At 38.7% G+C, this 13329-nt stretch carries 12 protein-coding genes; 4 read left to right on the forward strand and 8 right to left on the reverse strand.

Features of this window, described 5'->3' with window-relative positions:
- Positions 1-56: 56 nt before the first annotated feature.
- A complete protein-coding gene (locus tag R3E32_15000; protein MEZ4886041.1) occupies positions 57-986 on the forward strand; it encodes an aspartyl protease family protein in 930 nt (309 codons plus the stop codon).
- 142 nt (positions 987-1128) lie between these two features.
- On the opposite strand, the gene R3E32_15005 is transcribed toward R3E32_15000, so the two are convergent.
- The 3 genes from R3E32_15005 to R3E32_15015 form a co-directional block, all read right to left on the reverse strand.
- Positions 1129-2361, reverse strand: coding sequence for a M48 family metallopeptidase (locus R3E32_15005; GenBank protein MEZ4886042.1), 1233 nt, complete (start codon positions 2359-2361; stop codon positions 1129-1131).
- Positions 2362-2458: 97 nt separating this feature from the next.
- Positions 2459-3880 (reverse strand): HD domain-containing protein, encoded by a 1422-nt coding sequence (locus R3E32_15010; GenBank protein MEZ4886043.1) that lies wholly within the window; start codon positions 3878-3880, stop codon positions 2459-2461.
- Positions 3881-3926: 46 nt separating this feature from the next.
- Complete coding sequence (locus R3E32_15015; GenBank protein ID MEZ4886044.1) at positions 3927-5180, reverse strand: geranylgeranylglycerol-phosphate geranylgeranyltransferase; 1254 nt, start codon at positions 5178-5180, stop codon at positions 3927-3929.
- Positions 5181-5323: 143 nt separating this feature from the next.
- Between R3E32_15015 and R3E32_15020 the strand changes: the two genes are divergently transcribed.
- The 3 genes from R3E32_15020 to R3E32_15030 all read left to right on the forward strand — a co-directional run bounded on the left by R3E32_15020 (position 5324) and on the right by R3E32_15030 (position 6435).
- Entirely contained in the window at positions 5324-5506 is a 183-nt protein-coding gene (locus R3E32_15020; protein MEZ4886045.1) for a hypothetical protein, read from the forward strand.
- Positions 5507-5729: 223 nt separating this feature from the next.
- The gene (locus R3E32_15025) at positions 5730-6080 is read left to right on the forward strand and encodes a hypothetical protein (GenBank protein MEZ4886046.1); all 351 of its coding nucleotides are present in this window, start codon (positions 5730-5732) and stop codon (positions 6078-6080) included.
- Between the two features lie 157 nt (positions 6081-6237).
- Complete coding sequence (locus R3E32_15030; protein MEZ4886047.1) at positions 6238-6435, forward strand: cysteine peptidase family C39 domain-containing protein; 198 nt, start codon at positions 6238-6240, stop codon at positions 6433-6435.
- Between the two features lie 471 nt (positions 6436-6906).
- On the opposite strand, the gene R3E32_15035 is transcribed toward R3E32_15030, so the two are convergent.
- The 5 genes from R3E32_15035 to R3E32_15055 all read right to left on the reverse strand — a co-directional run bounded on the left by R3E32_15035 (position 6907) and on the right by R3E32_15055 (position 13323).
- Entirely contained in the window at positions 6907-7638 is a 732-nt protein-coding gene (locus R3E32_15035; GenBank protein MEZ4886048.1) for a hypothetical protein, read from the reverse strand.
- Positions 7639-8065: 427 nt separating this feature from the next.
- Positions 8066-8734: a hypothetical protein gene (locus R3E32_15040; protein ID MEZ4886049.1), complete on the reverse strand. Its 669-nt coding sequence runs from the start codon at positions 8732-8734 to the stop codon at positions 8066-8068.
- Positions 8735-8836: 102 nt separating this feature from the next.
- On the reverse strand, positions 8837-9856 hold the full coding sequence (locus R3E32_15045) for a hypothetical protein (GenBank protein MEZ4886050.1): 1020 nt from the start codon (positions 9854-9856) through the stop codon (positions 8837-8839).
- Positions 9857-9975: 119 nt separating this feature from the next.
- Positions 9976-12243 (reverse strand): CotH kinase family protein, encoded by a 2268-nt coding sequence (locus R3E32_15050; protein ID MEZ4886051.1) that lies wholly within the window; start codon positions 12241-12243, stop codon positions 9976-9978.
- A gap of 249 nt (positions 12244-12492) precedes the next feature.
- Complete coding sequence (locus tag R3E32_15055; protein ID MEZ4886052.1) at positions 12493-13323, reverse strand: SDR family oxidoreductase; 831 nt, start codon at positions 13321-13323, stop codon at positions 12493-12495.
- Positions 13324-13329: the final 6 nt, after the last annotated feature.

The raw sequence follows: 13329 nt of genomic DNA on the forward strand, positions 1-13329 counted from the left end.
TTTTTATTCGTAAGGGTTAATATTGCAAGGTATTTCAAATCCAAAAAATAGAAGTTATGCAAAAACTCACCCTTTTGTACCTGACCTACCTATGCCTTGTCTGCACCTTTTCGTTTGGTCATGCTAAATCCAATGAGGAAGAAGAAACGGAAGTAGCAGTGAAAAGTTTTTCACAGATTCGCTTTCGGATTGTCAACCGACTCATCCTTGTAGAAGCAAGTGTCAATGGAGTAAGAGGTAATTTTATACTTGATAGTGGTGCTTCTGACCTGTACCTCAACAATCAATACTTTGAACCCGATTATGCACCCCAAACGGCTACTATTGCAAGCGGCATTCACGGCAATAAATCGGATATTGGTGTTTATATTGCCAAAAAATTTGAGTGGGGAGGGCTGAAATTGAAGAAGGTGAAGGCTTATACAGCCGATTTACAACACCTCGAAAAAATACTGCACGAAAAGATTCTGGGACTGATTGGTTATCCGATTTTGAAGAAATATGAGTTGCTAATTGACTACAACACACGTACTCTGACGGTGTTTGAGATTGATAAAAAAGGCAATCGTTTGTATCAAGCCGTTCAGAAGAAGCCTGTTCATACTTTGGATTTCAAAATGTCTCGACATTTTGCGGTAATTGAAGGAAAAATTGCAGGGGAGAAAGTTCGATTGGGTTTAGATACTGGGGCAGGAGTTGGTTTTTTGGATGAAGGGCTGCTCAAAAATATGGGCAATCAAATTGAAGTGACCGAATCAAGCAATGTGACGGGTGTGAATGGCACGAAACAAGATGTGGCGAGAGGCAGTATCAAACAATTGGATATAGATAAACTGATTTTCAAGGATGTCAAAGTTGCCTTTTCCAATTTTTCCAGCATGAAAAAGAGTTTCAATGCCTATTTTGATGGTTTGATGGGCTATGACTTTTTTAGCAGTACACCCATAGCCATTAATTATATGAAAAAGAAGTTGTTTGTGTTTTAGATTCTTTGATTATAAACCCTATTCATGGACTATAAATAAAGAGGTTTTTTCTGTTATTTTTTATCAAGAAAAAAAACATTCAAAAGACATAATTGTACTGACTTTACCAAGTTAGAATTGTCAAAGTTTCCTATGGAATACATCAATTACCCAATGCCTTCAATCGTTCCAACAAGGGCGGATGGGAATAATACATGAAAACGTAGGAAGGATGTGGGGTCAAATTGCTCAAATGATTGACCGACAATTTCTCCAAAGCCGATTTCAGTGCTTCACCATTGAAGGTTTCTTTGGCAAAAGCATCGGCTTCAAACTCATTTTTGCGGCTAAAAATATTCATCAAAATACCCGTCACCATCGAAATAGGACTGAACAACAACGAAAACGCCAAAATGCCAATATGAAAACTCGGCTGACTTGCGCCCAAAGCGTAGGACACTTCGGGAGTATTCAAAGCCAAACCCAAAACAAATAGAATCACCCCTGTATGGAGAATTGAAATAAACATACTTTGTTGGATGTGTTTCTTTTTGTAGTGACCTACTTCGTGCGCCAACACCGCCACCAACTCATCGGTGCTTTGTTCTTCAATCAGCGTGTCGTATAGTACAATGCTCTTTTTCTTACCCATACCACTAAAAAACGCATTGGCTTTGGCAGAACGTTTTGAGCCATCCATCACAAAAATATTGGTCAATGGAAAATCTACTTTTGAGGAGTATTTCTCAATTGCTGCCCTCAATTCTCCTTCCTCCAATGGGGAAAGTTTGTTGAAAATCGGCAGCAACCAACTTGTGTAAAAGGCAGCGAATAACAAACTGATACCACTGACCAATATCCATGCATACAACCAAAACAGGCTGCCTGCCCAGTCGTAGAAAAATACCAAAGCTGCAATCATGCCGCCACCCAAAATGGCAGTGATGGCATATCCCTTGATTTTGTCAATCACAAAAGTTGTGGGAGTTGTTTTGTTGAAACCAAATTTTTCTTCAATCACAAAAGTGCTGTAGAGGGTAAACGGAAGGCTCAGAATATCAGACAGTATCATCAAAATACCAAAGAATGAAAGTGCCAACCAAATTGGATGTTCGGTAACATTTGCCCGCAGCCAATTGTCTAAAAAAGCAAATCCATCGAAAAACAGCACCACCAAAATGAGCAACAAACTGAAAACACCCGAGAGGATTCCCAAACGTTTGTTCACCTGATGGTAAGACCTCGCTTTTTTGTATTTTTCTTCATCGTAGAGATGCGCTACTTCTTCGGGTAGGTTCTCTGTCCAACTTTGACTGTTCAAATAACTCAAATACCTCGAAACGATGTATTCAATGATGATAAATCCAACTATAAAGTAAAAAAGTGTGCTTGCCATGTTTGCTAATAAAAATGAAAATGGAAGTGAAAAAATAAGAACGGTTGAAGAGGGATATTGGTTTTCAAATTATATCTAAACCTTGAATTCAAGCTCTCTACCCCTTCAACCCCAACTCCTTCCCTTGCTTCAACATAAACGCAAAAGCCGCTTCATACTCATTTGGAATCTCCCCGTCCAAAATCGCCTCTCGAATCGCTTTTTTGATGATCCCCACATCTCTACTGGGTTCAATATGAAATGTTTCCATGATAATATCACCACTAATTGGAGGTTGCCAATTGCGGAGACGGTCTTTTTCTTCTACCTCTTTGAGCTTGATTTTCACCACCTCGTAGTTCTCCAAATAACGCTGCACTTTTGCTTCGTTTTTGGAAGTAATGTCGGCTTGACAGAGAATCATCAAGTCGTCAATATCGTCCCCTGCATCAAACAGCAGTCGGCGAATAGCAGAATCGGTCACATCGCCTTTGGTCAAAGCAATTGGTCGCAGGTGGAGAGCCACCATTTTTTGGATGAACTTCATACGTTCGTCCATCGGCAACTTCAATCTACGAAAAATGCGTGCGGTCATTTTTGCCCCTACTACTTCGTGCCCGTGAAAAGTCCAACCTGCATCGGGGTGAAAACGTTTGGTAGGCGGTTTGGCAATGTCGTGCAAAATGGCAGCCCATCGCAGCCACAAATCATCACTCATCAAAGCCACATTGTCCAATACTTCTAAGGTATGAAAAAAATTGTCTTTGTGCCCAACCCCATTGCGCCATTCTACGCCCTGCAAATCAGTCAATTCAGAGAAAAAATAGTGCAACAAACCCGTTTTGAAGAGCAGTTTGAAGCCAATTGAAGGTTTAGACGACAGAATGATTTTGTTCAATTCGGTACTGATACGCTCATACGAAATAATCTTAATGCGGTCTTTGTTGTCGCTAATCGCCTGCAATGTTTCCGATTCGATTCGGAAACGAAGTTGCGCCGAAAAACGAATGGCCCGCATCATCCGCAGCGGGTCGTCCGAAAAGGTGATGTCAGGGTCCAGTGGTGTGCGAATGGTTTTGTTTTCGAGGTCTTCCAAGCCATTGAAGGGATCCACAATGTTGCCATAATTTTCTTTGTTGAGGCTGATAGCCAGCGCATTGATGGTAAAATCTCGACGGTTTTGGTCGTCCTCCAATGTGCCATCTTCCACAATCGGCTTGCGAGAATTGCGTTGATAGGATTCCTTTCGTGCGCCCACAAACTCTAAGTCCACATCGTTTACCCTAAACTGTGCCGTTCCAAAATTTTTGAATACCGAAACATTCGTTGCGCCATCTATTTTCTGTGCTGCCCTTTTTGCCAATTCTATTCCGCTTCCAACACACACAATGTCAATGTCTTTGCAAGGGCGATTCAACAATAAATCTCTTACATATCCGCCCACTATATAGGTAGGGTACGCCAATTCTTCTGCCGCTGCGCCAATTTTTTGAAGATAGACTTCGTGTTGTGGCAGTATTTTTATATTCGTATCAATCATTTCTACTATTAATTATCTCAACGCTTCTATCTCAACGCTTCTGTGTTCACTGTTTCCGATTTTTCAACAAATCCATGATATTGCTGGGAATAGAATCCTTGTCAATCTCAAATTCCAATATTTCCCCTTCTTCCGTTCCTTCAATGTATTCCATTGCAGTAGAATCTGTTACTTCAATAAAATTGGTATCCATTGCAGCAGGTTCATCGTAAATGGTGTCAATTTGAAAGCTTTCAATGCCCATATCCTCCAATGAAAGCACAGGTTCGGTAGGCTCTTGAATCGTTGAAGCGAAATAGGGAAGGTACAACAAACCTGCCAACATCACTCCTTTGGTCAATTGACTGATGAGCTTAAAATCTTTCGGAATTTGAACGGCTCTCCACAACAAACCGACAATCGCAATCAACGGCAATGCCACCAAGATAGTTCCTCCAATAGCAGAAACGTACTGCTTCAACAAGAGTTCGTCCACCAAAACCTTGATCACAAAATTCAAGCACAACAAACTCAAGCCCGCTGCCACCAATTTAGCGAAACCCACACTCGTCACAATCGGAAGGGTGCGATAGCCCGCTACTTTATCCCCGTCAATGTCTTGAATGTCTTTCACGATTTCTCGAATAAAATTCAGCAAAAACGCAAAAACTACAAAAGCAGCAATGATGGAAACAATAAATCGGGTCGCTTCTACATTTGCAGGGGCTTCATTTGTGCTACTGACTTCAAAACCTGTGAGTCCTTCAATGAATGACTGCAATCCTTCTTTGGTTTGATAGAGCAGCAATTGCAGCAAGTTTTGGTCGTAAAAAATCACCAAAGACACACACAGCGCAATCACAAAAGATACCAAAAAATTGCCAATCAACAATTTTCCCTTCAATGTTGTAGCATAAAACCACAACATTGCAGCAACGAATACATGGATATAACCCAATTTGTAATTCCCCACTTTCCACGCCACATAAAAACTCAATACAATACCCATCACATTGAAGGCAATGTAACTACGCATCGCAAAAGTCTTGCTAATCGGTTTACCCAATCCAATTTTCACCTTTTCGGGTTTGTTGATTTGGTCGGCTGCAATATCAAAATAATCGTTGATGACATATCCCGCCCCTGCAATGAACACCACCGAAACGACCAACAAAATGAAATGGAAGGTATCTAAACTGGGGGTCATGCCCATGAATGGAAAGAGGGGATGAATCAAACAGTATTGCAGCAAACAGAGTGTGAGGATGATAAACCCTTGATTGACCCATCTAAAAAGTTGTAAGACTTGGAGTAGTTGCATGGTTTCGTTTTTCCTTAATAAACTACTTGTAGGTGTATTTTATTTTTGGAGGGCAAAGATAGAAATTGTTTTGAAGTTGTGAGGAGGCAGGTAGTTTATTGACGAAGATAGAAAACGGAAGTTTTGGAAATTTCCGTTTTCTTATGAATAATAATGGAGTTATTGATTACACCATAGTAAAAAAAATTACTTCTAAACCTGGTGTATATAAAACTTATAATATAGCAGGAGAGGGGTGTAAAAATTATTTTGCAAATGGAATATTGGTTCATGACGAATGTATGGGAGTAATTAGGGATAGTACCAAAAAGACCTCTACTGATTAGATACGAGTTTCTGAAAAATATCTAATTTGCTATCCGAGTGATATAAACTTCTAACCTATTAAATAGGTTAGAACTAACAGAATAGCTAAGAGTCAAATTATTATGTAAACTTGAAAACAGCTTCTTATTCTTTTTAAGAAAAAAAGTAATAATGAATAAGAAGTTGTTTTCTTTAAAAGAATATAATGAAAATTATTAAAATTTTAATGTATAATATATATATATGTATTGTTCTGACCAAGAGCAAAATCTTGAAAGTATTACTTATAGAGTTTCTCTTTTCCTTTCAATAAATATTTCTTTTAATATTACTTCATTATTTATCTTATATGGGAGAAAGGTATCAGGGCAAAATTTTATTTTTGAAACATATGGGAATGATTTAAAAATAGTTATAGGAGTAGGTCTTATATTGCAGTTATTTGTATATTCAATGATAAAAATAACCAATATTATTGAAAAATCTAGACAATATTTTTATAAAAACCCTCCTAAAGAACCTTTGAGTACTTTAATTTTTATTGGCTACCCAATTGCATCTTTTTTTTCTATAATGATCTCTGCTATTATTTAGTTTAAACCATTCATCGGGTTTTGCAAAGCCAAGTAGTAGTTTCTGAGAGAATTAATTACATAGTCAAAATTATAGTATAGACACTCGGTTTCTGATAAATGCTTTTTAAAACAACAATGAATTTAAGGAATAATGCATATATGTATAAACAGAATGTGTGAGTTTCCAAAACTTTGGTACTAAAACTGAAACCTCAGCCACTGAACAGCATAATCTGAAAAATACCCCAAAAATTCCCATTCTACAAACAAACGATGCAATGGACTGCGGTCCAACCTGTCTGCGGATGATTGCCAAACACTACGGCAAACACAATTCGCTGCAAACCTTAGCCCTTCAATCGAACTTCAAATAAGACCTTCAATACATTCTCTCCAACACTAAAGCATACATTTCCCAACAAACTTCTTCCTTTTTTCAAAAAACACATACCTTTTAGCTAAAATTCATTTTTTAATCAAAAAACTAAATAATTTAATAACAATACTATTTAGTGTTAAAATATTGAATCATCGGTTGTTACTGCAATTGTAGTTTGTTGTTAGTTGAAGTTTTTTGGTGTAATTGATATGTTTTTTCGGTACATTTGTAATGATTTTGTCATTTTTTGATGAAAACACAGTTTTTTTTTTGATAAATTTCTGTTATGTTTGAAGCGAGTTCAATAGAATGATTGTCGACAGATTAACCCTGAGTTGAGAAAAGTAATGAGCATTGATATTGTTGGTATCGTTTTTTTACTTGTAGAATGTGCATTATTCAAATTCAAATGAAAAATAGCAGTAAGCTATTTTCATTCATTACTTGGCTTCAAAATCGAGAAAAATTACTTCTCCATTTCCTTCACCACCATCTCCAACAACTCAAATAATTGAGGAGCAGTGCCGTCAATGGAGCGTCTCAACCAAAATGCGGGGGCTGTAAACGCTTCATATACATCTGCTTGTTGATTTTTCTCCAATGCCTCTGCATAATCTCTAAATTCTTCTTGAAAAGATCCTGTTTGGATTCCTTCAGGGGTCGCCATCCCCATCAAATATTGAACTTGCAGGTCGTGCAGATACTCACCGTCTTCGTGGAGGTGGGTGTAAGCATTGAGATAGGTATGTGCCATACTTTTCAAATGCTGCTGATACAACTGTTTGGCTGCTTGTTTGAACATAGGATTTTCGAGTGCAGATTCCATGTTGGATTGAAGTTTGGATACAAACTCAGGATTGTAGTAACCAAAGGAAGTTTTATCATTGAAGTTCAACTCGCCATTGTGTGGGCCTCTGATAAAAATAGGACAGTCAAAAGCCGCTTCTACCATTGCCAAGGAAGCGTATTGCTTCACCATTGCGTATTTAGAACGAATGCCTACATCCAGCCAGGTATCATCTCTTTCTCTGACAGGCTCATAATTCTCTTTTAACAAATCCCATAAAAACGTAACTTCCATCAATTTATAGACAATGGGATTGGTCTTGACATTGGCGGATGGATAGGTAAAAGAAACAAAGACAGAGCTGGCAGATAACAGCAATACACTGAAAAAGAGTACAAAAAATCGTCTCATGATTTGTGAGGTTTATTGGTGAGCCAACCTTTATAAAAAAAGTTGGGTAAAATTTGTAGAAAAATTAGGAAGGTAATTACAGAACTTCGCTGAAGTTCAACCTTAATACAATTATTCCCTTTTGGGTGATAAAACACTAGGTTCTTTGACAAAATCTGTGATTTGAGACTTCGGAAGTTTGCCGCTTACAAAATCAAAAAACTATTTCGCTAAAAATTAATCTCTTATAAAATGAAACTTCCGAAGTCTTTATTGCTTCCACAAAAATTGTCACAGAACCAAACACTATTTTTAAAAGTAGAATAACCGCTTGATTATAAACTGTATTCGTAGCCCATGAATTAATTCATAGGCTACGAATGGGAATAATTTTTAGCGAAATATCGTCATAAAAGGAATAAGTAAATCTGAAAAAACTTTGAATCCTTCAATGAGAGGAAAGCATCTCTCTCGCACTTTCTTCTGTACAGACATACAAACGATTCGTCATGGGTGTTCCATTCACCAAAATCGTCCAATAGTACAAGCCTGTGGGAAATTGCAGCTTATCTTCAATAGAAATTTGAAACTCATGGCTACCCTTTGGCACTTCCATTTCTTCTATGTCCCCACCTTTTGCATTTTTGAAGTGAATCCAATAGGACTTAGCAGTTGCTTGAGAAAAAACGAAGGTGATGGATTGAACACAAACCGCATCTTTTTTGGGGCGAATAACTTCCATATCCAAATTTGTTGCCTTGAAACTCAATGCCATTTTACGCTCCATTTTTCGGTTGGGAGTCGTTTGTTCGGCAAGAGCCTGTCGTAAAATATCTTCCATTGCAGCCTCCAGATTTGTCCAGTCTATTGAGACAAGAGAAGGATTCATCGAAGTTTGCAAAAAAAATGGGTGCGGATTTTCCAAAACCATTGAAGGAATTAATAATTCGTATAAGTCTTCAATGTCTTCTCTACTTTCATCCTCTTTCCACACATATTCTATGAGTTCCTCTGGCAAATCATCTACCTTAGATAGGTGCATGGCATGTGCATATATAATCCGACCTTCTTTTGTCAGCTTTCCTTCATCATCAAAAATTCTTTCTAAATACCTCATCATCAAAAATTAAACCGTCAACATATTATACTAATCAAAACCTCTTTCATTTCTTACAATTAGGATAGACGTTTTGGAGTATTGATTTTGTAAGGTTATCCTTTAATTTTTTTTATAAAATTTGTAAATCAAGAATTCAAAGTAAGCATCCCTCGCCTTCTTCTCGTTTTGGGGCAATTCTTTAAAGAGTGTTTTCTTCAATTTTATTAGAATCGCTTGAAACCAATGACGGAATGACTCAGAATTAACAGAAATTTTATCTCCTTCCAATTCACCTATGAATTCTGCAATCAGCGTAAACAAGGCAGCTTGCGGTAGTTCATGATAGTTTTTTCCAAAATAAGATAACACTTCTACCAACAACTTATCGGAACAATCTGCATACAAACCTCGAATGTCTCCTTCAATCAGCTTCATTTTATACAAAATTTTTAGCGCAAACTCAAAACGTCTGCGTCTTTGACTTGGCAATACCTTCAAAAAAGTTTGTAACCTTCGGAGATGCCCTTCTACAAGGTCTGTGTATATTAAACTTTGCCCAGCAGCAAGCTGTTGAGTTTCTTCCATTGCCTCCACATCGCTGGAAAGCGTAGCCTTTTTGTGGCGTCTTATTTTTCTCAACTCATCTATCATGCTGTGATAGGCTATCTTGTAGAAGTAAGTGCTAAACAACGCATCCCCTTTGTATTGTTGGGTCAGCTTGCCACTATCAGCTTTCTGCAAAAGACGGGCTTGTATGTTGGCAATCAAATCGGCCTGTATGTCCTCTTCAAGGGGTTCACCATTCACCCTCTGTTTATAAACAATATGCTTGATAATGGATTGATATTTGACAACCAACTTGCCCACATCCGTATGTAATAACTCAATATCTTTCGCATTGTTGTTCTTAAACAGTTTTAGACAAGCCTCTCTGACCCACTCTACTATCAACGAATCTTGAGGGATTTCATTTTCATAAGGAACAGATGTATTCTCCCAATTCTGCTCAAGGTATAGCAGCAATCTCTTGAACAATCCCTTTCTGGCATTGTCTGATAAATGAATATTTCGTTTTAGACAATAAGCACGAAAAACTTTTTTAATCAATGCTTGATTGTCTTGTAAAATGGATTGAGGCATTGGTGTGCGAGGTTTAAAAAACATCTTTTATCAACAAAAAAAATAACCTTGTATTGAATATATAGACACAAAAGGTCTCTAATCTCTAAGAGTTGATAGTAAAGATAAGAAAGTTCCTTTTACCAAACCAAGACCTTCAAAAAAGCATTTTCAACCTTGACAATATACATCCCCGAAGCCCAATTGGAAGTCTCAATTAGTACATTTTTAACCACCGTATTTTCATACATTACTTTCCCCGTCAAATCATACACGTACAAGGCTCTCTCTTTCTGTTGAAGTGAACCAATCTCTACCGAAAATGATTCCGCAACAGGATTTGGCATCGCCTTCAATACAATCGTTTCCAAAACAGGCGTTTCTATACCAACAACCACTCCGTTCTCTGTGCCAAAAGTCGGTGCAATCGCCTGAAAATTCCCTGTGCCGTTCGGAAAACGACCATAAGCCACATCCGTATTCTGGTCGACATAACTCACATCATCCGCTATTTCGCCCGAAGGATTCACTAAAATAACAGACTCCGCCGAAGCCGACAATTTGAAGTTGGTGTGCAAACCCTCTTGACCTTCATCATCATCTGCCCAAATTGTCAAATACCCTTTCGCTTCAATGACCGTACCCGCAGGAAATACCCACTGCATCAAATCCTCTGCATCATCCGAAAGAAAATAGCCCTCCAAATTGATGCTCTCCGAACCATTGTTGTAGAGTTCTATCCAATCTTCAAATTCTCCATCTTGGTCTGCCACTGTTGCATCATTGGAAGCCATAAATTCGTTGATAACCAAATCGCCTAATGTTGGCTCTGAAACCATTGCAGTGAAAGAATAAAACTCATGAGCGGCTCTTTTTGGAGAAAATATGCCCGCATTTTCGTTTTCGGCATAGATGTAATATTCTACCAATGCACCACCAACTTCAATGTCCGCCCCAAAAACGCCATCATTTGCAGCACCATCATTGTGTGCGCCATCATCCAACATTTGAACTGTATTGAAGGGTGCGCCCAATTCACTTCTATAGTTCAATAAAGCTGTATTTCCATCTGCTATTGAAGCTAAAATGGTGACGTTTTGGTTGATGACAGGGTTTTGAGTGGATAAAGCAATTTCTGAAATGGTTGGTTCTGTTTGATTGAAGTCAGCAAGCCCCAATAAGTAGCTGCTTCTAACGTCCATCAGGTTAGTGATGCCAGGTGTTGAGCCTCCTCCTGGTCCGCCGCCGCCATTGACATCGCTTGTGAGGTTGCTTGTGAAATTATTGTAAGTGAAAAACTTATTGTCGTCTGCTTGTACTGCTGCATCAATCACTGCCTGAAGGGCTTCGCCCGTAGCTCGATAACTGCCATTGTCGAAGTTTTCTAAAAGAATGGTTTTGCAGTGAGCAAGGTACATTTTTTTGTAAGTCGGAACACTCAGCATTTTTTGAATCAATGGATAATTGGCATCAGTTGCGTGGAGAAGGTGGTTCATTCTTTGTTTTGAAGTAGTGTTGGTGAGGTTGCCCGAACCTGTATCCGAGAAACGTCCAAAGGATTCGTTCAAATCCCATACAACAGGCAAAAACCTTCCATAATCATCTCGGTACAAATAGTAGTTCTGGGCAAATCTCCCACTGTAACTGTCCAAATTGACCAATACATTGTTGAAAGCGTGCATCCACAGCACCTTATCCACATCCAAAACTGCTTCAATTTGATCGGTGTGATTCGCCAATGTATCGCAGAGGTCAATCAATTCTTGCCAACCTGCATCGGACTTCAATTCGTAGGCAGCGTAGTAGTCAGTGCTGTCTTGTCCCAAATAGACCAAATTGGGCAGGTCATTGGATTGTGGGCCTGCCCCATCAGGTGGATTGCATTTGAAGAAGGTATTTTTTTTGGAATAGAAATATTTGTTTACAAAGGTTTTTGTGATGGATTCTGAGTTGCTGTAAAGACCAATCAAGTTGCCATTGACATACACATTGGCGTAGTTGGAAAGTGGCGCAACCATGTATTGCCGCAAAATTTGGTAGGACAATACTTCCCTCAAAAAAGAAGGGTCTTTGGCGACATTGCTCAGTTTGATGTCTTTGTAGCCTTGATAGTTCTGAGATTTGTAGGTGTCCAACTCGATGTGGAAAGGATTTTTGGTTTGGTTGGCATTGTAGGTACTATTGCCTTTGTATTTCACCCCAACACTGTCAAAAACTTCTCCATTGATGGTCACGCTTTGCGCCATGATGTAGTCTTCATCTCCTTGTTTTTGAGCATCTAAAAGCTGGTCCCAATTGCTTTGTGCAAAGGTGATTTCGATGGTTTGGATGGTGTAGAGGTCGTAGAACTCTTGGGCGGATGCCATGGTGGTCATCAGTACGAAGAAGGTAAAAATTAAATATTTCATGTTTTTATTTGAAGAAGTGAATGAATAAAAATAGATGACAAACTAATCCTATAACCAATGTGGTGCAAAGAAGTAGTAAATGGTTGCATTGTGATGGGTAGTTGAAAGACTATTCTTTTGACAAGTTTGATTCGAAAATCCTTCGATAGGAGGGTATTTTTTTTTCTATGGCACACTTCAAAAATAAGTTTATCAATTTTATTTTATAATAAACTGATATTGAAGTGTTTTTTTAATTTTCATTTATTCCTATGAGTTTTCCTTTTCTATTCGTTTGGCAATCAGCCCTGTGTAAGCAGATGGAAGAAAACGCACCAACCTGTCCAACAGCTTTGCCAAATGACCTGTGACGATACGCACTTTTTTTTGTTCGATTCGTTTGGCAATCGTTTGGGCGATTTCCAATGGAGGAGTAATCAGGAGTTTGTTTTCGGTTTCGAGTGCCTGCGCCTTCAAACTTTCGTCGTTCCAACGAGCGCTTTTGGCAATGTTGGTGTTGATACCGCCTGGATGCACCGAATGAATTGTGACGTGTGGAAAGTCTATGCTTGCTTCCATTCGGAGAGATTCGGTGAAGCCACGAATGGCAAATTTGGAGGAACAGTAAGGGCCTTGATAAGCAATACCTGCCAAACCAAAAACGCTGGAAATATTGACAATGGCTGCTTCCTTTTGTTTTCTCAATAGGGGCAAAAAAGCTTTGGTGCCATACACCATCCCCCAAAAATTGATGTTCATCACCCATTCAAAATCTTCATAGGTCACCTCTGCTATCGAGATGCGCCCAAGTGCAACTCCTGCATTGTTGATAACCACATCTACTTGACCAAATTGCTCTACTACAAAATCCGCAAAACCTTGCATCGCCATTCTGTCCGAAACATCAAAAACCAAGGATTCAATTCTTTGCCCCGTTGTAGCATTGTACTTCAATTCTGCAACTACTTGTTGTAGAGCCACTTCATTGAAGTCATTCAATGCCAAATGACACCCTTTAGAAAGGAAAACCGTCGCCAATGCTTTTCCAATTCCAGAAGCGGCTCCTGTGATGACGATGACTTTGTTTTTTAGGTTTTTCATTTTGTA

The organism is Chitinophagales bacterium, assembly GCA_041392475.1.
Taxonomy (GTDB): domain Bacteria; phylum Bacteroidota; class Bacteroidia; order Chitinophagales; family UBA2359; genus JAUHXA01.